The sequence below is a fragment of the Sulfurovum lithotrophicum genome (assembly GCF_000987835.1).
GTDB classification, from domain to species: domain Bacteria; phylum Campylobacterota; class Campylobacteria; order Campylobacterales; family Sulfurovaceae; genus Sulfurovum; species Sulfurovum lithotrophicum.
Map to the genome: position 1 here is coordinate 710,082 of NZ_CP011308.1, position 18,056 is coordinate 728,137.

Sequence of the window (18,056 nt, forward strand, 5' to 3'; positions counted from 1 at the left end):
TTACCAACATTTGGATAAAATAAGTGCTATTATTATTCGCACAGGATTATCCATATGACACAACCACTACTTATAGAGATCGGCGTAGAAGAACTGCCTGCCATCCCACTGCTCAAGATCGTATCCAACATTGAAAGATCATGGAAAGATATCCTAAAGAATTACAAACTCGACAATGAATTTGAATTTATCTATACTCCCAGACGCCTGGTACTCAAACATGCAGCCATGCCTGAAAAACAGGAGGACCAGACCATTGAACTGATGGGCCCTCCGGTTGCAGCTGCCATCAAAGACGGTGTGCCGACCAAAGCGGCAGAAGGTTTTGCCAGAAAATGCGGTGTGCCTTTTGAAGAACTCGGACGTGCCGACAACAACGGCAGGGAAGTGCTCTATTTCAAAAAGGAAGAGAAGGGTGCACAGACGGCTGCTTTGCTTCAGGAGATGCTGGAGAAGTGGATCGCATCTATGTCCTTTGGGAAAATGATGCGCTGGGGAAACAGAAGCGATGAATTTATCCGGCCGATCAGGTGGCTGCAGGCAAGAATGGGCGATGAGTCCATTTCTGTAGAACTTTTTGGCGTGCAGTCCGGTACAAAGACCTATGTACACAGAATGGTCAGTTACGATCCAGTCGAAGTACCAGTCATCGATGCGTATGAAAAGATATTGGCTGAGGGGGCGGTACTCTTGCATCCCAAAGAGAGAGAAGCACTCATCCTGGCAGAATTCGATGCTTTGGAAGCGGAACACAATATTATCATCGAAAGAGACAGGGCATTGCTTGCAGAGGTTGTTGCCATTACGGAAAACCCCAAAGCACTGGTGGGAAGTTTCGATGAACTTTTCCTTGAACTCCCGCCGGAAGTGATCATCACGTCAATGAAAGAGCATCAGCGCTATTTCCCGGTGTTTGAACATGGGAAGATCACCAACAGGTTCGTAGTGGTCAGCAATGCCTATACCAATGACTACTCAAAAGTGATCGCAGGGAACGAGAGGGTACTCAAACCCCGCCTTGCTGACGGACTCTTCTTCTATAAAAACGACCTCAGGAATGGACTTTCCACAGATGGCCTGGAAAAAGTTCAGTTCATTGACGGACTTGGTTCTCTTGCAGACAAGATCAAAAGGGAAAAGAGTATCGCTGTCAGATTGCTTGCACTCTATATGGATAGACTCGAAGCAGGAACGGGTAAAAGTTCAGCAGAGCTTGAAAGGCTGATGGACAGGGCAGTGGAGCTTGCCAAGGCGGACCTCATGAGCGAAATGGTCTACGAGTTCACCGAGCTTCAGGGACTGATGGGATACTACTATGCCAAAGCTCTGGGAGAAGACCCCCTGGTCTACAATGCGATCAAAGAGCAGTATATGCCGGTAGGTGAGGGTGCGGAGCTTCCGTCGTCACTCTTCTCTTCCATCGTGGCAATGAGCATCAAACTCGATACCCTCTTCGGGCTTTTTTCTGTCGGCAAGATCCCGACCGGTTCAAAAGACCCGTTCGCACTGAGACGTGCAGTGAACGGTATCGTCCGTATCGTTACCGATAACGATATCCCTTTCAATATCGACGATATCATCGAGCTGCTCAAAGCAGAATATACAGAGTTCAATACGGATGAACTCAAAAACTTCATCATCGAGCGTATCAACAAATCACTTGATGCCAATCCGTCAGTCATCGCCGCAGTACTGGCAAGCGGTGAACGTGACATCAACGAGATCGCCAAGAAAGTGACGGCACTCAATGAGATCGTTTCTGCCGATACATTTAAAGAGCAGTTCTCCACTTTCAAACGTGTAGCGAACATCTCCAAAGACGTGGATCTTGACGGTGACCTGAGCATCGATATCTCTCTTTTCAATGAAGAGGCGGAAGTTGCTCTCTACACAGCCTATGAAAAAGTGATCCACCAGGATTTTCCTGACTATAAAACACGCCTTGAAGCACTTTTCGGCCTGAAACGTGAGTTGGATGCCTATTTTGACGATGTCATGGTCAATACGGAGGATGAAGCACTGAAGACAAACAGACTACATACGATCGGGTCTGTCTATAAGACTTTCAAGGATATTGCAGATATTAAAGAGATTTCAGTTTAATTTTTTATGTCGAATACCTATGATAGCATTGTAATAGGTGCAGGGATAGCAGGATGTTGTGCTGCCTACGCTTTACAGTCAAAAGGGCAAAAAGTACTTTTGATTGACAGGAGTTCTGTAGCTGCAAGCGGCGGTTCTGGTGCGGCCGGAGCTTTTGTCTCTCCCAAGATCGGTAAAGGTTCCCCGCTTCAGAAACTGACAAACGAAGCCTTTCACTTCTCCAAAGATTTCTACCTTGATAATTTTCCGGACTATTTTCACCAGACAGGGGTGATACGCATACCAAAAGATGCAGAGGATGCCGAGAAGTTTCATCTGTATGAAGCATTCAATGAAGCACACTATAGGCGGGTAAGCAAAGAAGAGCTGGAAAGGCTCGGTATTCATAACTGTGAAGAGAGTTTTCTTTTTGAAGAAGCAGGGGTGTGTGATGCACCGGAACTTTGCAATGCTATGATGAAACAGGTACCTTTTCAACAGTTCGATGTTGAACAACTCATATACAATGGCAACCACTGGACGCTTCTTAACACGAAACACGAAACACTCAGCGCCCAAAACATTGTTTTGTCTACCGGCTACCAAAACAGCCTATTTGATATGCGCTATATGGGGGTCAGAGGTACGTGGGGATCACGTGGAGACTATGAGAGCAGGTTGGATTTGAAAGTGAGTATGCACAAAAGTATCTCTGTCTCTGCCAACATCAACGGTATTGTCAAGCTGGGAGCGACGCATGTCAAATCCAAAGAGCCTTGTATGGTCTGTAACGGAAAGCCGCTTCAGACACTGGAGGAGAAAGCGGCACAAATGGTCGATACCGTTGACTTCAAACTTAAAGAGACCTTCTGCGGTATGCGTTCGGGCTCGAAGGATTATTTTCCGCTGGTTGGCAGGGTGATAGACGTACCGTTCATGTTTGAGGCGTACCCTAATATTGTCCGTGGTGCAAAACCGCCCTTGAAATATCTGGAAAACCTCTATATCTGCAACGGCCTGGGTGGACGCGGATTTGTCTTTGCCCCGCTGATGGCTGAGTGGCTGGCTGGTTTCATTATGACAGGAAAAGAGATGGATTCAAGGGTAGATCCGGACAGGCTTTTCCTAAAATGGTGTCGCAAACTGTAGGGTGCGTACCACGCACCGCATGGGGTAACATATAATATGATCACACTATTGCCGAAAGGCTTAATTAAATTTGGATAATTCTTTCGGTAAAAATTTTATATCGTGCCAATTTTGTTATATGATGCGTGGTGCATCCTACGGATTGCCCCATGGCTCCCACTTGGGCATCTGCGAGATATGCGGAAAACTGTCTAAAATCTCCTGCGGTTGAAAATTCGGTTTATAGGCGAATGCTTTGCAGCCTTCTACCCAGTAACCAAGGTAGATCCAGCGGAGTTCGAGAATTTTTGCCAGTTTGATCTGGTAGAGCAGGGAGAATGTCCCCAGTGAAAGGTGGGCATAGTCCGGGTCATAATAGAAATAAATCGAAGAAATACCATCATCGAGGATATCGATGAGGTCGACACCGACAAGTTTACCGTCGACGATGTAGAGTACCTCTTTCCCAAAATCATGCGCTCCTTCCACAAAGTTCTCACTGTATTCTCTCTGGGAGATGTTACGGTGGCTCCAGCCGTCTTTCTGGTGCTTGAAAGCATGGTATTTGTTGTAAAGTTCAATATGCGAAGCGGTCAGGGAGGGCTTCTGGACCAGTATCTGTGTCTCTTTGTTCCGCTTGATAGCACGTCTTTGTGACTTGCTGTAGTGGTAGTTTTCGGCATCGATACGGATGCTTTTACACTCATTGCAGCCGTTGCAGATGGGGTGGAAGTAGTACTTCCCGAAACGTCTCCATCCCCTGGCGATCACGGCAGTGGCGAACTGCTTATTTGCCTTCTCGATATATTTGTAATGCATGCGGACCTTGTGGCCGGGAAGATAGGCACAGTCGTAGTCCAGCATGGAAAAATCTGTCGATGGCGGGTTAAGTAGGTCGAGTTCTTCGTTCATAATCGCGATTATACTCAAATTGTTGTAAAATTGCATAATTTCAATTCCACCAAGGCTTCTATTTTGTTCCTCTATCAGCCGATATCAGGTTACTGTTACAACAGTGACTCAATCTTTTTGTATGACTTTATCGCTTCATTCAAGCCCAGAGGCTCACTTCTTGATGTCGGCTGCGGTGTGGGAATCATCTCTCTGCTTTTAACACGGGATTTCAATGTCGAGACAAGTATCATCGACAAGCAGGAAAAGATGCTGAAGTATGCCAGACACAATTTCTTGCTCAACGGATTGACGGCAAAAAGCTATCTGGGAGACTTTACCGAACTGATAACAGAAGAGCGTTTCGACTATATTGTCTCTAATCCTCCGTTTTATGATCCGAGGGTCACACAGAGTAAGGACAGTCATCTGAATATTGCCCGCTATGCGCACCATCTCCCCATCGAAGCTTTTGTCAGGAGGGTCAAGACCTTTCTCAAACCAAAAGGGTGGTTCATCTTCTGTTATGATGCCAAGCAGATTGACCTTCTCTTGCATCATTTGAAAAATAATGGTATAAACCCTGAAAAGGTACAGTTCGTTCATTCCAAGGTGGACAGGGAATCCAAACTGGTATTTATCGCGGCCAGGAACAATTCGAAGTCGATGACACAGGTGCTGCCGCCTTTGATCGTATTCGATGAGGAAAATCGCTATACCCCCAAAGCGATGCAGGCCTTTGAAAAGGCCAATACACACAGCATCAAAGGGGAGTTTGAGAGCGATAGGAATGAGAAGGTGGCTAAACCCGCCCTACGTGAACCTATAGAATAAATGTAGGGTGGATTGCCCAACGGAAATGCCCTTGGGTGTATCTACTGATAAGGTTATGTAAATGGACAATGAATTAATGGAAAAAGAAGGATACAACTACAAGTTCGCCCCTTCAGCCTGTGAAGAATGCGGCGGACATTGCTGTACAGGAGAGAGCGGATATATTTGGGCAAAATATGATGAGATCGTCAAGATGGCGGAGTTCGTTAACCTTAGTGTAGAAGATTTTGCTACAATGTATCTGAAAAAAGTGAAACACCGGTATTCACTCATTGAGAAGAAACTTGCGGAAGACAATTACGCCTGCATCTTCTTTGATGAAACGATGAAGCGGTGTACAATATATCCTGTGCGGCCTTTGCAGTGCCGTACCTTTCCCTTTTGGGAGCAGTTCAAAAATAATGAAGATGAGGTAAGAAAAGAGTGTCCTGGAATCATATAATCCAATCCATTGTTCTCTCGCTTATGTTGCTGACGGGTGTCATAGCGGCGAAAGAGCAGCCAAAGGAATTGAAGGTCGTCAGTGACGATACTCTCATCATACAGGGGCTTCTGTTCGAAGAGTACAGGGCCTATGATTTGAGCAGAGAGGTTTTCAAAACACTGTATGACAGAACGGGTGAAAAGGCGTATCTTTTCAGGGAAGTGGCTTCTTCTCTGATGGGGAAGATCTATATTGACGAGAGTATCAAAAGACTGAAGAGATGGGATGAGGCGCATCCGGATACATTGGAAGCCAGACGTCTGTTCATTCCCCTCTATCTGACTGCCAATAGGGCCAAAGAGGCCAAACAGGAAGCGGATATTCTGCTTGAACACTCCACAAAGCCGGCGGATCTTGATCTTGCGGCCAATCCCTATCTCTATACTGGTAATTTTAAAAAGGCAGTATCGCTTCTTGAGAAAGTGTACAAAGAGACTTCCAATGAAAATGTATTGCTGCGTATGAGCAGTATTATGGATGCGTATACAGGGGAGAGAGAAAAAGCGATCCAGCTTCTTGAAACGCACCGACGTATGAATATACTTACTTCTAACAAAGTCTATTTTAAACTTCTGGATCTCTATGTCAAAGACAATGATGTTAATGGGATTATCAGTACCTACAAAGCACTGTATGAAAAAGACAAAGAGGACAAATATCTCAAGAAAGTGATCGATGCCTATGCCTACAAAGGAGATATTGACGGTGCGATAGCCTATCTTGAAAAAGTGAAGGATGGAGACTATATACTGTATGAACTCTACAAGCAGAAAAAACTTTTTGACAAAGCTTTTTTGCTGACGGACAAACTTTACAAAGAACAGAAAGATCCCAAATGGCTTGCAGAGAAAGGGATACTGCTTTTTGAGAAGTCCAAAAACAAAAATGACAAAAAAATGATCAATGATGTGGTTGGTTATTTTGAAAAAGCAATAGATATGGGTGTGGATGACAGTATCTATCTCAACTATTACGGCTATACTCTTATCGATAAAGATATTGATGTGAAAAAGGGGATCAAGATCATTGAAGATGCCCTGCTACAACAGCCTGACAATACGTATTACCTGGATTCTCTGGCATGGGGCTATTACAAGGAGCACAGATGCAGCGAAGCATATGACCTTATGAAAAAAGTGGTCGACAAGGAAGGTTTGAAAGAGACTGAGATCGCCGAACACTGGAATACGATACAGAAGTGTCAATAAGTAGTGTTCAGGTATAATGCGGTAAAAATTTTAAAGAGAAGAGTCTATGGCACAGATTTTAGATGAGATCATCAAAAAAACCAGAGAAGATCTGGAAAAAAGAAAAGTGGATTACCCCGTAGAGTGGTTGGGGCGTTCACTGGCATTCAATCCTTTTGTACCTAAAGATGTACAGTCGGCACTTCGTGCTACGGAAGAGAACCCCTACCGTATTATTGCAGAGGTGAAAAAGGCAAGTCCGAGCAAAGGCATCATCCGTGAAGACTTCGACCCTGTGGTCATTGCCCAGGCCTATGAAAAAGGCGGTGCGGACTCACTTTCCATTCTAACTGAACCGCACTTCTTCAAAGGTGACAAAGAATATCTCGGTATGGTACGCCGTTATGTGAGTATTCCCCTGCTTCGAAAAGATTTCATTGTAGACAAATACCAGATTGTGGAGGCGCTGGCATTTGGTGCGGACTATATTCTTCTGATCGCCAAGGCGCTTTCACGCAAAGAGCTCAAAGAACTTTATGACTATGCATTGCATCTGGGGCTGGACGTCCTGGTAGAAGTACACGACAAGACGGATCTGGTCAAGGCGATGTTTGCCGGTGCGAATATCATCGGTATCAATCACCGAAACCTTGAAACGTTTGAGATGGATATGAAGCTGACCGAGAAGCTGATCCCTCTCATTCCAAATGGAAAGATCATTGTGGCGGAAAGTGGTATCAATGATCATGAAACTGTGGTCGAACTTTCCAAAATGGGTGCGGATGCATTCCTTGTCGGGGAACATTTTATGAGACAGGACGATATTACAGCGGCGATCAAAGCGGTGAAATACGGTGAATGATCTCCTGTAGGGTGTATCACACGCATCTTTGTAGGGCCTTTCGGCATACATTTTATGTATGAGAGGGTGCGTGTTACGCACCCTACGCATTTAACCCAATAATCTTTTCACAATCTGATTGATCCTTCCGCCATCCGCACGGCTTCCCACTTCTGCTTTGGCTGCACCCATTACTTTACCCATATCTTTCATATTCTGGGCACCTGTCTTGACAATGATCTCTTTCAGAATATTTTCCAGCTCCTCATCACTCATCGGCTCGGGCAGATAGCTCTTGACAAGGGTGATCTCCGCTTCCTCTTTTTCAACGAGATCGTTACGGCCGGCATCGGCAAACTGTCCTTTGGCATCTTCTCTCTGTTTGAGGTATTTCATCAGGATCGCTTCGACATCGGCATCACTCAATTCTCTTCTTTCATCGACCTCGATCTGCTTTATGGCTGCCTGGATGTTTCTGAGTGTATCTCTTTTAGCTGTCTCTTTGGCACGCATTGCTTCTTTGATATCATTCTTTATCTGTTCTTTTAAACTCATAGGTTTTCTCCAATATATTTTTATCTGATTATACTATAATGAACGTATGATTATTACAATACAAGACAAAGAATTCGATACGAAAGAGATAACCCAGCTTTATCCGGCAGGGGTGATCAAAACGGGATATGAAGATGAAACGACACAGGTCAGTCTCGAGTGGCTGGATGTGGAAGCGCAGGGAAAGGTTGAGGTGGTCGGATTTGGTATCTTCATCCATTTGGGTGAGAATGAAAAGCATACGTTCATGTTCGATACCAGAGATGAGATGGATGAAGAGATAGGCAGAATCGCCTCTCAGTTACAGGCATAGAATGAGGAGAACAGAATGAGAATGACAATGCAGGTGATTGCTTTGGTAATGCTACTGATGACAGGAGTGCTACAGGCAAAAAGTGTAAAATATGCCGCTTCAAACTACAAATACATTGGGGTATTCGAAAAAACCAGAACACACCAGAAAATGCGTACAACCATGGATCTTAATGCTATGCGAAAGATCATCAGAGAAGAGTGGGACAGGGGATATGATGTGGCAGATATCAAGTATGGTAACGGACACTGGATCACTCTTTTTAAAAAAGCTTCCCCCGATAGTCATCAGACCTATTTGGTATCGGATCGATGGGAAGCGATAAGCAATGAACTCGACAGTTATTGGCAGAAAGGGTACTATATGACCAATGCGGAGCATGGCCTCTCAAAATGGATCGTATTTTTTGAAAAAAATACCCCATTCACCTCTCAGGCATACGAGAGAAGAAAGAGCCTGGATGACTTTACTGCGGTGGTGAACAAACGATGGAAAACAGGGTACGACCTGATAGATATTGAGTATGGTGAAGGGAATTACTGCGGTATTTTTGTAAAAGGAAGCTCCTATAAAGGCCAGGCATTGACCGTACGTTCCCGATGGTACGATATGGCAAAAGTGATAGCATCAAAATGGAAAAAGGGATATGTCATAAGCAATATAGAGTTCACGCTGGGAAGATGGATGACTCTTTTTTCAAAAGTTGACAATGCGAAAAATCAGGGGTTTGAAACAGCGGAGAATATTGAAGCATTCAAAAAAATCTTCGAGAAACGTCGGGAAGCAGGCTATGAAATGGTTGATATGGCGGAAGGATGGTGAGAACCGTTAAGCAAATGTGAACTGCTTCACGTTTGTAGGTTCGAAACCATGAGGAGTGTAAAGATAAGAGCAACTGCTTGCTCTTATTAGCGACGGAACCGTAGGTGATGTGCGTTTAACGCACCACCACAGGCAAAGTCGGAGCAAAGCGTAGCCGTGGAGGCTGGATTCATCCACTCTCCCTTCGAGATTCATATCTATTTCTCTTCGAAATCCAGTGAAGCCGAATTAATACAGTACCGTAAGTAGGTCGGTGCCGGTCCGTCGGGGAAAACATGCCCCAGATGTGAGCCGCAGTTCGCACAGCGTACTTCGACCCTTACCATTCCCAAAGAGGCATCTTCTATCTCTTCAATGACATCATCACTTAGCGGTTTGAAATAGCTGGGCCACCCGGTACCGGAATCGAACTTAGTATCGGAAGAGAAAAGAGGTGTATGGCAGCATTTGCAGCTGTAGATACCTTCAGCTTTGTTGTTCCAAAAAGCATTTTGGAATGGTGGTTCAGTCCCGTGGTTTAGGCAGACATTGTATTCCAACGGTGTCAGTTCTTCTTTCATTCTTTCTCTATCCAGTTTTATTTTATAAGACATAAGGTATTCCTTTTTTGATTTGAAAATATCATAGCCAAATTTCTTTGGATTTAAGTTAGATTATCCTATCATTCCCCATAAATATTTGGAGATTTCATGACAACGTTTCAACTTTTTTTACTCATAGTGGCAGGAAGTGTTTTTTACCTTTTTTTCAAGCAGCTTTTTTCGGGTTCATATCCCAAAAGAGGAGTGGACTTCGAAGCCAAACTTCCCGATGAGCAGATAGGGGGTGTCAACCGTCCGGACAAGACCTTTTCCAAACCTGCAATCAAACCCCACAGGATCGATGAACTTCTGGAAATGGCGGATCAAGCCGTGGAAAAAGGTGATATGCTGGAAGCGAGAAAGGCGGTTGAAAGTGCGCTGATCCTTGATGAGAACAATATTGATGCTCTCAGACGCAACGGATACCTGAAGATCGAGTTTGAAGACTATGATGAAGCGAAAGAGAGTTACGAAAAGATCCTCTCTCTTGATAAGAATGATGACGTGGCACACGACTCGCTGGCAAATGTCCTGCACAAACTCGGAGAGGATGAAAAAGCCATCATGCATCACAAGCGTGCGATAGAGCTCGACCCGGAATATGCACCGCATTATTACAATTATGCCAATACACTGTACGACCTTGGCAGAAAAGAAGAAGCGCTGGAGAATTACAAAAAAGCCTTTGAACTTGACAGTAGTTTGGAAGAGGCAAAAAAGATGATCGAAGAGTTGGGAGGAGAATCATGAGCAGTATCTGTTTTGTCACGCAGGAGGCTACGAAGGAGATACTCCTGCGTGTCACAAATGTATGCGGGGAATGCTATGCTGACCTGCATGAAGGCGATACGATCCATTACGATACACAGAATTACCGATTCTTGTGTAACTGCTGCCAGGAAAAGCTCTGCACCATGATGAATGAGGAATGTGAGATCGTGTATGATGAGGCGGAACCGAGTCTGTTCTGCTGACCATCTGTCTTTTCGTGTAGGATGCGTAACACACACCTTTTCTAGGTCATTTCGGAACAACTTTAATGGTATACAGCTTTGATTTTGGTGCGTATTACGCACCCTACGCGTTATCCACAATATATTTTATTGCATTCAGGTAACTAAGACTGTCCAGTTTCACCCCTTTATAGGCAATGTCAAATGCTGTTCCGTGGTCTACGGAAGTACGCAGGATCGGTAGGTTCAGTGAAACGTTGATCCCTTCATCAAAATGGAGTGCTTTGAGCGGTGCCAATCCCTGGTCATGGTACATGGCGACATAATAAGTGTAGTGCTTACGCACATTTGGTGTAAAGGCAACATCGGGCACCAAAGGTCCTTCGTAGGGTGCTGTGCCCTCACCGCACCATGATACGAATGCATTTGCATTCTCTATAGCTTTGCTGATGATTTTTTCTTCATCTCCAAGAACACCGTTGTCTCCAGCATGAGGATTCAGACCCAGAACGGCAACGGTTCTGTCCGGTTTTGCCGTTTTGTAGAAATCCAGTAAAAAACGGGTCAATTCTTTTTCTTTAATGCTGGGCGCTACTTCTTTAAGCGGTATGTGTTCGGTAAAGAGTGCGACATACATCTCGGGACAGCCTAGCATCATGATGGCTTCGGCATCAAAGAAATCCCTCAATGCATCGGTATGGCCTTTGTATTGTATGCCTGCAAGTTCCCAGGATTTTTTATGGATAGGCAGGGTACAGATGGCATCGACTTTTTTGAGGTCAGCCATGATGACAGCTTTATTAAAAGACTCATAGGCATATCTGCCACTCTCCTTACTGATTGTGCCTGCTTCGATCTGGAAGGAGGGTGCAACGTTTTCAATGGTTTGGAAATTGTCAGGTATACCGATATTGAGCAGTTTGGCCGCCTGGGTCAGCATTGTTTTGTCTATGCAGTAGATAGGGTCGATCAGTTTGGCAACTTTGCCATGGTTCTCAAGTGCGAGTTGAATACCGATGCCGTTGAGATCGCCGATGGATATTGCAACTTTTTTCATCTGTTTGCCTTGTAGGGTGCTGTGCCCTCACAGCACCATTATTCTATTGCGCATCAAAGGTGCCGTCAGGGGACAGCACCCTACGCGATATATTACTTTATTAGTGCAGCTTTCATATCCAAAATCGCCTGCTCAAGGCCTGTATAGACCGAACGTGCAATGATGCTTTGCCCGATGTTGAGTTCTTCGATCTCTTCTATTTTGGCTACTGCCTGAACGTTGTGGTAGTTGAGTCCGTGTCCTGCTGCCACTTTGAGCCCAAGTACCCTTGCTTCGGCAGAGAGAGCACTCAGGCTTTCAAGTTCTTCTTCGAGCATTTTTTTGAGTACACTTCTGGGAAGTTTCAGTTCGGGGATGCTGTGATGTGTTTTAGTGAGATTGCTGTAGAGCATGGCGTAGATGTTGGCATATTTGCCAGTATGGAACTCGATCCACTCCACGCCAAGATCTGCAGAGGCCTGTACGGCATTGGAGGCTGGGTCGATGAATAGTGATACTTCTATCTCTTCCTTTTGCAGCCGGCTGATCGCCTCTTTGAGTCTTGACTGTTCTCCCGTGACTGCCAAGCCGCCTTCGGTGGTCACCTCTTCACGTTTTTCAGGAACCAGTGTGACACGGTGGGGTCTGAGGCCGCAGGTAATGTCTATCATCGAAGGTTCCGTGGCACATTCCAGGTTGACCGGTAAGGCAGAGAGTTCTATGATGTTCTTCGCATCGATGTCATGCATATGTCTGCGATCTTCACGCAGGTGGATGGTGATCTGGTCTGCTCCTGCACGTCTGCAGATGCCCAGTGCATCCAGCGGGTCAGGGTCGGCTACTTTGCGAGCTTCTCTCAGAACGGCGATATGGTCGATATTGACACCCAGTAACATAGAAGATCCTTCGGTTTTGTCTTGAAACGATTATAGCAAAAGTTTTTAAGATAGGATTTGTATAATCGTTAAAATTTTCCTGTACGGAGTACTTATGTCAGAAAAAAAACCGCTTCCTGTCAGTCTGTATGCCGATATCAAACACAACATCGGTAACGGCAGGCCGACGATTCTGGCATTTGGTATGGCCCACTGTTACAGCTGTATAGCGATGTCAAAGGTATTTGCCCAGGTACTGCAGGAGCATCCTGAATTTCAGATTTATACCATAGACGGACAGAAAGAGCGCATTATCAGCCGTGATGTCTACCGGCTCAAAGAGATGCCGACACAGCTCTTTTTCGATGCAGCAGGCAATGAAGTGTTCCGACATACGGGAGCCTATAAAAAGCCGGTGCTTGATATCATTCTGAAAAAGTACGGTTTTGTGTAGTATTAACCAAAATTACGCTAAAATCGCGGCAATATTATTTTAAAGGCTATCATTATGGCAAAAAGAAAGATCAGTAAAGCGGTATTGGCGTATTCCGGCGGATTGGATACAAGTATCATTCTCAAATGGCTTCAGGATGAGTATGAGTGTGAAGTGGTCACTTTCACGGCAGACCTCGGACAGGGTGAAGAAGTGGAACCTGCGCGTCAGAAAGCACTTGATATGGGTATAAAACCGGAGAACATTTTCATTTTAGATCTCAGAGAAGAGTTCGTCAAGGATTTTGTTTTTCCGATGTTCAGAGCGAATGCCATTTATGAGGGTGAGTATCTGCTTGGTACCTCTATTGCAAGACCGCTTATCTCCAAAAAGCAGATCGAGATCGCACATCAGACGGGTGCCGATGCCGTATCACACGGTGCGACAGGCAAAGGGAATGATCAGGTACGTTTTGAATTGGGTTATCTAGCACTCGATCCCGATATTGCCGTGATCGCACCATGGAGAGAATGGGACCTTAACTCCCGTACCAAGCTGCTTGCCTATGCACAGGAACACGGTATCAATATTGACAATAAGGGGAAACCGAAACCATACTCCATGGATGCGAACCTGCTTCACATCTCTTATGAAGGTGAACACCTTGAGAATCCGTATGCCGAACCGGAAGAAGATATGTGGCTCTGGTCTGTCAGCCCGGAGAATGCACCCGATGAGCCGGAGTATATTACCATCTCCTACAAGAATGGTGACCCGATCGCCATTAACCGTGAAGAGATGAGTCCGGCAACGATTCTTGAGACGCTGAATACTTACGGGAAAAAGCATGGTATCGGCCGTATCGATATCGTCGAGAACCGTATGGTGGGAATGAAAGCCAGAGGGTGTTATGAAACACCGGGTGGAACGATCATGCTCAAAGCGCACCGTGCTATCGAGTCTATCACGCTTGACAGGGAAGAGGCGCATATGAAAGATGAGCTGATGCCGAAATACGCAAAGCTTATCTATAACGGGTTATGGTGGTCTCCCGAGCGTAAAATGCTTCAGGCAGCCATTGATGCAACCCAGGAGAATGTAGAAGGTACTGTCAAGCTGAAACTCTACAAAGGTAATGTCATTGTTGTCGGAAGAAAATCGGATGTGTCTCTCTATTCTGAAGAGCACTCTACTTTTGAAGCGGATGATGTCTATAACCAGAAAGATGCAGAAGGGTTCATTAGACTCAATGCACTCAGATTCATCATCGAAGGCAAAAAACAGCCGGAGCGCATCAAGTCATTGGTTGCTGACTATGAAGAGACAGAAGTATGCCGCATAGAAACAGGGTCCGTCACGATCTGTGAGCGTATCAAACGTTTCTTCGGGTTTGGGAAGAAAACTGACAAGAACGTGTAGGGTGCGTGGTTACGCACCCTACCTTTCAGGCAATATCTCCTTCATCTCTTCCAAAACTTTGGGGGGTGAGAACTTCAGAAAACTTTCTCTGTATAAAATACTTGGTATCCATTCCAAAAATACAGAAGCAATCCACAACATTGGGTAGAAGGCATAATATTCATATTTAAATGATTTGAACGTGTATCGTTGTTTGAACCATTCATGGGCGCTTTTAAGACCGTTGTAAAAAAGTAGCACTTCCATAGCGAAGATGGATCCCCATACGAAATAACTCATCCCTACAACAATCACTGCCCCCTCGATACCGTACATCTGCATCACAATGACCAGGAACACGGCCATATAGAGGGTAAAAGAGCCAAAGCCGATGGTAGCGAAGATTACCAGAACGGAGAAAATGAAAAGCAGTGCACCCATAAGGATGAAAAGTTCCAAGTAGGTTTTCTGCTCTTCAAAAGTTGGACTGAACCAGGCGCCCGCAAGCAAAATAACAAAAATAGCAATAATAATCAGTGCAAGTGAACGGTATTCTTTCATATCAATTCTCCATTATATGTCGTACAAATACAGATTTATGCGATTTCATAGAGTTTAATGAGACTATTGACTTCAGGTTTGCGTCCCAGCCACTCTTTGTAAAGTTCACTCATCTCTTTGGCGCCACCATTGGCGAGGATGATCTCTTTGTATCCTTTGGCACGCTCTTTGTTAAACCCCTCTTTCTCGTCGAGACATTCAAAGAAAGCATCGGCCGAGAGGACTTCCGCCCATTTGTAGCTGTAGTAGCCTGCTGCATATCCTCCGGCAAAGATGTGGGCAAAACCGTGTTGGAACTTGTTGTAGCTTGGTGGTCTGAGCAGGGAGGTCCTATCTCTGATGCTGTCAAGCAGCGCCTGTACTTTTTCTCCCTGGTAGAGCTTCTGGTGCAGTTTGAAATCGAAGAGAGAGAACTCGACCTGTCTGAGGATACCTAGTGCCGCTTGAAAGTTTTTGGTTTCTTTGATTTTTCGCATCAGTTCCCCTGAAATGGGTTCCCCCGTTTCATAATGGAATCCAAAACGCTTGAGTATTGCTGCTTCATAGGCAAAGTTCTCCAGGAATTGCGAGGGGAATTCTACCACATCCCAGGCAACCCCGTTGATGCCTGAGACAGCACGCTCATGGCACTTTCCGAAGAGATGGTGAATAGCATGTCCCATTTCATGGAAAAGAGTGACGACATCGTCGTGCCTGAGCAGAGAAGGCGCATTTTCTATTTTGGGAGAGAAATTACATACGACAAAGGCCGAAGCGAGGTGGGGCATGCCTTTGCTGTCTGTAAAATGGGTCTCCCAGTCATTCATCCATGCGCCGCCGCGTTTCTCTTTGCGTGCTTCCAGATCAAAGTAAATGCGTCCCGACAGCTCACCGTTCTCATAGATATCAAAGGGTTTGACACAGGCATGCCAGGTTGGAACATTGGCAGTTTTGAAGGTCACGTCAAAGAGCTCTGAAACGATGTCAAGCATACCGTTGAGGACTTTTTCCTGTTCGAAATAGGGTTTGGTCATCGTGTCGTCAAAATCGAATTTTTCTTTTTTGAGCTTTTCACTGTAATACCCTACATCATAGGAGGCAAGATCGTCAATGCCATCTGTTTTTTTCGCGTAGGCTTTCAGCTCTTCAAGTTCTTCTTTTGCCTGAGGCAGTGCAGCATCGGCCAGAGTATCGAGAAAACCGAGAACCTCTTCTTCTGTATTGGCATCACGTGTCTCGAGTGCATACTTGGCATAGTTCTCAAAGCCGAGCAGTCGGGCCTTCTCCTGCTTGAGTGCAAGGATCTGGTCGATCACTTCGGCATTTTCAGGTGCCCGTGTATTGTAGGCTTTGTAAAGCTCCTTTCTGTACTCACGGTTTGGCCCGTAAGTCATGTAAGCCATGTAGCTCGGGATCTGCAGAGTGAATTTGTAGATGGTCTTTCCCTCTAGCTTCTCTGTGGCAGCATCGATATCGGTCTGCGGCATTCCTTGCACATCTTTTGGATCTTCTATAATAAGCTCATAGACATTGGTGGCATTGAGAAGGTTCTGTGAAAAGCTGTTGGAGAGTTCAGAGAGGTGCAGGTTTATCTCTTCCATTCTTTTCTTTTTGTCTTTGGGAAGTTTGGCACCGGAAAGTACAAAATCTCTTACTTCGTTCCTGACAACGGTCTTGGCCTCTTCATCTTCGGCTCTGATCTTTTCAAGTTTATGAAAAAGTGCTTCGTTCTGTGCGATCTCGGAAGAGAATTTGGAGAGCAGGGGGATGGAGGATTCATAGGCTTTCTGTGTCTCGTCAGAGTTCATAACTGAGTTGAGGTGTGAGAGCGGGGTAAAAAAGAGTCCGAGTTCCTCATCCATATCCTGCATGGGTTTAAGAATTTTTTCATAACTCGTCTCGCTGTTTTTTGTGATCTCGTCTATTTTGGCTCTCTGTCTGTCAAGCAGTGTCTCCAGTTTCTGGGGAAAGGTATCCAAATGGTCTATTTTAAATTCTTTAAACATAACGGTTTTCATATCCAATTTATTATTTTCGTGATTGTAGCACATCGCGTGTTAGTATTAACAAACTTTGGATAAAATAATAGGATTATTACGCTACTTAAGGATAAAAAGAATGAAAGTATTATTGATAAAAGATGTAAAGTCACTAGGCAAAGCTGGAGAGATCAAAGAAGTAAAAGACGGATACGGACAGAACTTCCTTATTAACAAAGGTCTTGCAAAACTGGCAACACCGGATGTAGTAGAGAACTGGAAAGCGGAACAGGCCCGAAAGGAAAAAGAACTTAAAGAGGAGATCGCCCGTTTTGAAGCGGAAAAGAAAAAACTCGAAGCGCATACGATCCGCATTGAAAAACAGTCCGCTCCGGTAGGGATTAAAGGGTCGGTCGGGAATTCCGATATCTCCGCAGCGATTAAAGAACAGCTGGACATCGATCTTGACAAGAAGCATATCAATCTGAAAAAAGCATTGAAATCCACAGGAGTCCATGAAGTGGATGCCAAACTCGGACACGGTATTCATGCCACGCTGAAAGTGGAAGTGGTAGGTGTCTAAACATGTTTGACGCTACTACGATACTGGGGTACAAGGCGGACGGCAAAGCGGTCATAGGCGGTGACGGACAGGTGACTTTCGGCGATACGGTACTCAAAAGCAATGCCACGAAGATACGTACTCTTTACGAGGGAAAGATCCTGGCAGGGTTTGCCGGAAGTACGGCGGATGCTTTCAACCTCTTCGATATGTTCGAAGGGATACTGGCAGAGAAGAGAGGGGATCTTTTCAAATCGGTGATCGGTTTTTCCAAAATGTGGCGGAAAGACAAACATTTGCGCCAGCTCGAAGCGATGATGATCGTATTGGACAGGGAGCATATCTTCATTCTTTCGGGAACCGGTGATGTGGTCGAACCCCAGGACGGGAAGATCGCGGCGATAGGGTCGGGAGGAAATTATGCCATTTCAGCTGCAAGAGCACTGGACAAACATGCAAATCTGGAACCGAGGGAACTTGTGCAGGAATCACTTGAAGTAGCTGGTGACCTTTGTATCTATACAAATAAAAATATAAAGATATTGGAACTGTAAGGAATTTT

General features: G+C 45.1%; 21 protein-coding genes. 14 read left to right on the plus strand and 7 right to left on the minus strand.

Going from position 1 to position 18,056, the window contains the following annotated elements; genetic code table 11:
• Positions 1 to 54: 54 nt before the first annotated feature.
• Both glyS and mnmC1 read left to right on the plus strand, forming a co-directional pair.
• Positions 55 to 2,103, plus strand: coding sequence for a glycine--tRNA ligase subunit beta (gene glyS, locus YH65_RS03455; RefSeq protein ID WP_046550645.1), 2,049 nt, complete (start codon positions 55 to 57; stop codon positions 2,101 to 2,103).
• Between the two features lie 6 nt (positions 2,104 to 2,109).
• A complete protein-coding gene (gene mnmC1 / locus YH65_RS03460) occupies positions 2,110 to 3,231 on the plus strand; it encodes an FAD-dependent 5-carboxymethylaminomethyl-2-thiouridine(34) oxidoreductase MnmC1 (RefSeq protein ID WP_046550646.1) in 1,122 nt (373 codons plus the stop codon).
• Between the two features lie 135 nt (positions 3,232 to 3,366).
• Here the strand turns inward: mnmC1 and YH65_RS03465 are convergent, their stop codons facing one another.
• A complete protein-coding gene (locus tag YH65_RS03465; RefSeq protein ID WP_046552002.1) occupies positions 3,367 to 4,122 on the minus strand; it encodes an arginyltransferase in 756 nt (251 codons plus the stop codon).
• Between the two features lie 63 nt (positions 4,123 to 4,185).
• Here YH65_RS03465 and YH65_RS03470 point away from each other — a divergent pair, with 63 nt between their 5' ends.
• The 4 genes from YH65_RS03470 to trpC all read left to right on the plus strand — a co-directional run bounded on the left by YH65_RS03470 (position 4,186) and on the right by trpC (position 7,468).
• Positions 4,186 to 4,935 (plus strand): tRNA1(Val) (adenine(37)-N6)-methyltransferase, encoded by a 750-nt coding sequence (locus tag YH65_RS03470; RefSeq protein WP_046550647.1) that lies wholly within the window; start codon positions 4,186 to 4,188, stop codon positions 4,933 to 4,935.
• A gap of 61 nt (positions 4,936 to 4,996) precedes the next feature.
• Entirely contained in the window at positions 4,997 to 5,377 is a 381-nt protein-coding gene (locus YH65_RS03475; protein ID WP_046550648.1) for a YkgJ family cysteine cluster protein, read from the plus strand.
• Positions 5,378 to 5,400: 23 nt separating this feature from the next.
• Entirely contained in the window at positions 5,401 to 6,627 is a 1,227-nt protein-coding gene (locus YH65_RS03480) for a tetratricopeptide repeat protein (RefSeq protein WP_245609220.1), read from the plus strand.
• Between the two features lie 46 nt (positions 6,628 to 6,673).
• The gene (gene trpC / locus YH65_RS03485; RefSeq protein ID WP_046550650.1) at positions 6,674 to 7,468 is read left to right on the plus strand and encodes an indole-3-glycerol phosphate synthase TrpC; all 795 of its coding nucleotides are present in this window, start codon (positions 6,674 to 6,676) and stop codon (positions 7,466 to 7,468) included.
• A gap of 90 nt (positions 7,469 to 7,558) precedes the next feature.
• Here trpC and YH65_RS03490 read toward each other — a convergent pair whose 3' ends face one another.
• Positions 7,559 to 8,002, minus strand: coding sequence for a GatB/YqeY domain-containing protein (locus YH65_RS03490; RefSeq protein WP_046550651.1), 444 nt, complete (start codon positions 8,000 to 8,002; stop codon positions 7,559 to 7,561).
• Between the two features lie 46 nt (positions 8,003 to 8,048).
• Here YH65_RS03490 and YH65_RS03495 point away from each other — a divergent pair, with 46 nt between their 5' ends.
• Both YH65_RS03495 and YH65_RS03500 read left to right on the plus strand, forming a co-directional pair.
• Positions 8,049 to 8,315 carry a hypothetical protein gene (locus tag YH65_RS03495; RefSeq protein WP_046550652.1) on the plus strand — a complete coding sequence of 89 codons (267 nt, stop codon included), beginning with the start codon at positions 8,049 to 8,051 and terminating at the stop codon, positions 8,313 to 8,315.
• A 15-nt stretch (positions 8,316 to 8,330) separates the two neighbouring features.
• Positions 8,331 to 9,137 carry a DUF7477 domain-containing protein gene (locus tag YH65_RS03500; protein ID WP_046550653.1) on the plus strand — a complete coding sequence of 269 codons (807 nt, stop codon included), beginning with the start codon at positions 8,331 to 8,333 and terminating at the stop codon, positions 9,135 to 9,137.
• A gap of 197 nt (positions 9,138 to 9,334) precedes the next feature.
• Here the strand turns inward: YH65_RS03500 and msrB are convergent, their stop codons facing one another.
• Positions 9,335 to 9,730 carry a peptide-methionine (R)-S-oxide reductase MsrB gene (msrB, locus tag YH65_RS03505; protein ID WP_046550654.1) on the minus strand — a complete coding sequence of 132 codons (396 nt, stop codon included), beginning with the start codon at positions 9,728 to 9,730 and terminating at the stop codon, positions 9,335 to 9,337.
• A gap of 96 nt (positions 9,731 to 9,826) precedes the next feature.
• On the opposite strand from msrB, the gene YH65_RS03510 reads away from it, so the two are divergent.
• Positions 9,827 to 10,468 carry a tetratricopeptide repeat protein gene (locus tag YH65_RS03510; RefSeq protein WP_046550655.1) on the plus strand — a complete coding sequence of 214 codons (642 nt, stop codon included), beginning with the start codon at positions 9,827 to 9,829 and terminating at the stop codon, positions 10,466 to 10,468.
• A complete protein-coding gene (locus YH65_RS03515; RefSeq protein WP_046550656.1) occupies positions 10,465 to 10,692 on the plus strand; it encodes a hypothetical protein in 228 nt (75 codons plus the stop codon). The genes YH65_RS03510 and YH65_RS03515 overlap by 4 nt, the downstream gene beginning before the upstream one ends.
• 103 nt (positions 10,693 to 10,795) lie before the next feature.
• On the opposite strand, the gene pdxA is transcribed toward YH65_RS03515, so the two are convergent.
• Together pdxA and YH65_RS03525 are read right to left on the minus strand one after the other, a co-directional pair.
• A complete protein-coding gene (pdxA, locus tag YH65_RS03520; RefSeq protein WP_046550657.1) occupies positions 10,796 to 11,728 on the minus strand; it encodes a 4-hydroxythreonine-4-phosphate dehydrogenase in 933 nt (310 codons plus the stop codon).
• Between the two features lie 92 nt (positions 11,729 to 11,820).
• Complete coding sequence (locus YH65_RS03525; protein ID WP_046550658.1) at positions 11,821 to 12,603, minus strand: pyridoxine 5'-phosphate synthase; 783 nt, start codon at positions 12,601 to 12,603, stop codon at positions 11,821 to 11,823.
• Positions 12,604 to 12,697: 94 nt separating this feature from the next.
• On the opposite strand from YH65_RS03525, the gene YH65_RS03530 reads away from it, so the two are divergent.
• Entirely contained in the window at positions 12,698 to 13,036 is a 339-nt protein-coding gene (locus tag YH65_RS03530; protein WP_046550659.1) for a thioredoxin family protein, read from the plus strand.
• A gap of 54 nt (positions 13,037 to 13,090) precedes the next feature.
• Positions 13,091 to 14,434, plus strand: a complete 1,344-nt coding sequence (locus tag YH65_RS03535) for an argininosuccinate synthase (RefSeq protein ID WP_046550660.1) — start codon at positions 13,091 to 13,093, stop codon at positions 14,432 to 14,434.
• Positions 14,435 to 14,452: 18 nt separating this feature from the next.
• On the opposite strand, the gene YH65_RS03540 is transcribed toward YH65_RS03535, so the two are convergent.
• Both YH65_RS03540 and YH65_RS03545 read right to left on the minus strand, forming a co-directional pair.
• Positions 14,453 to 14,974 carry a hypothetical protein gene (locus tag YH65_RS03540; RefSeq protein WP_046550661.1) on the minus strand — a complete coding sequence of 174 codons (522 nt, stop codon included), beginning with the start codon at positions 14,972 to 14,974 and terminating at the stop codon, positions 14,453 to 14,455.
• 35 nt (positions 14,975 to 15,009) lie between these two features.
• Positions 15,010 to 16,959, minus strand: coding sequence for a M3 family metallopeptidase (locus YH65_RS03545; protein ID WP_046550662.1), 1,950 nt, complete (start codon positions 16,957 to 16,959; stop codon positions 15,010 to 15,012).
• Between the two features lie 112 nt (positions 16,960 to 17,071).
• Between YH65_RS03545 and rplI the strand changes: the two genes are divergently transcribed.
• Positions 17,072 to 17,515: a 50S ribosomal protein L9 gene (gene rplI, locus YH65_RS03550; RefSeq protein ID WP_046550663.1), complete on the plus strand. Its 444-nt coding sequence runs from the start codon at positions 17,072 to 17,074 to the stop codon at positions 17,513 to 17,515.
• Positions 17,516 to 17,517: 2 nt separating this feature from the next.
• A complete protein-coding gene (gene hslV, locus YH65_RS03555) occupies positions 17,518 to 18,048 on the plus strand; it encodes an ATP-dependent protease subunit HslV (RefSeq protein ID WP_046550664.1) in 531 nt (176 codons plus the stop codon).
• Positions 18,049 to 18,056 lie beyond the last annotated feature (8 nt).

Coding starts and splice junctions, on each gene's coding strand:
- glyS (WP_046550645.1), top strand. CDS start 55: ATGACACAACCACTACTTATAGAGATCGGCGTAGAAGAACTGCCTGCC.
- mnmC1 (WP_046550646.1), top strand. CDS start 2,110: ATGTCGAATACCTATGATAGCATTGTAATAGGTGCAGGGATAGCAGGA.
- YH65_RS03465 (WP_046552002.1), bottom strand. CDS start 4,122: ATGAACGAAGAACTCGACCTACTTAACCCGCCATCGACAGATTTTTCC.
- YH65_RS03475 (WP_046550648.1), top strand. CDS start 4,997: ATGGACAATGAATTAATGGAAAAAGAAGGATACAACTACAAGTTCGCC.
- YH65_RS03480 (WP_245609220.1), top strand. CDS start 5,401: ATGTTGCTGACGGGTGTCATAGCGGCGAAAGAGCAGCCAAAGGAATTG.
- trpC (WP_046550650.1), top strand. CDS start 6,674: ATGGCACAGATTTTAGATGAGATCATCAAAAAAACCAGAGAAGATCTG.
- YH65_RS03490 (WP_046550651.1), bottom strand. CDS start 8,002: ATGAGTTTAAAAGAACAGATAAAGAATGATATCAAAGAAGCAATGCGT.
- YH65_RS03495 (WP_046550652.1), top strand. CDS start 8,049: ATGATTATTACAATACAAGACAAAGAATTCGATACGAAAGAGATAACC.
- YH65_RS03500 (WP_046550653.1), top strand. CDS start 8,331: ATGAGAATGACAATGCAGGTGATTGCTTTGGTAATGCTACTGATGACA.
- msrB (WP_046550654.1), bottom strand. CDS start 9,730: ATGTCTTATAAAATAAAACTGGATAGAGAAAGAATGAAAGAAGAACTG.
- YH65_RS03510 (WP_046550655.1), top strand. CDS start 9,827: ATGACAACGTTTCAACTTTTTTTACTCATAGTGGCAGGAAGTGTTTTT.
- YH65_RS03515 (WP_046550656.1), top strand. CDS start 10,465: ATGAGCAGTATCTGTTTTGTCACGCAGGAGGCTACGAAGGAGATACTC.
- pdxA (WP_046550657.1), bottom strand. CDS start 11,728: ATGAAAAAAGTTGCAATATCCATCGGCGATCTCAACGGCATCGGTATT.
- YH65_RS03525 (WP_046550658.1), bottom strand. CDS start 12,603: ATGTTACTGGGTGTCAATATCGACCATATCGCCGTTCTGAGAGAAGCT.
- YH65_RS03530 (WP_046550659.1), top strand. CDS start 12,698: ATGTCAGAAAAAAAACCGCTTCCTGTCAGTCTGTATGCCGATATCAAA.
- YH65_RS03535 (WP_046550660.1), top strand. CDS start 13,091: ATGGCAAAAAGAAAGATCAGTAAAGCGGTATTGGCGTATTCCGGCGGA.
- YH65_RS03540 (WP_046550661.1), bottom strand. CDS start 14,974: ATGAAAGAATACCGTTCACTTGCACTGATTATTATTGCTATTTTTGTT.
- YH65_RS03545 (WP_046550662.1), bottom strand. CDS start 16,959: ATGTTTAAAGAATTTAAAATAGACCATTTGGATACCTTTCCCCAGAAA.
- rplI (WP_046550663.1), top strand. CDS start 17,072: ATGAAAGTATTATTGATAAAAGATGTAAAGTCACTAGGCAAAGCTGGA.
- hslV (WP_046550664.1), top strand. CDS start 17,518: ATGTTTGACGCTACTACGATACTGGGGTACAAGGCGGACGGCAAAGCG.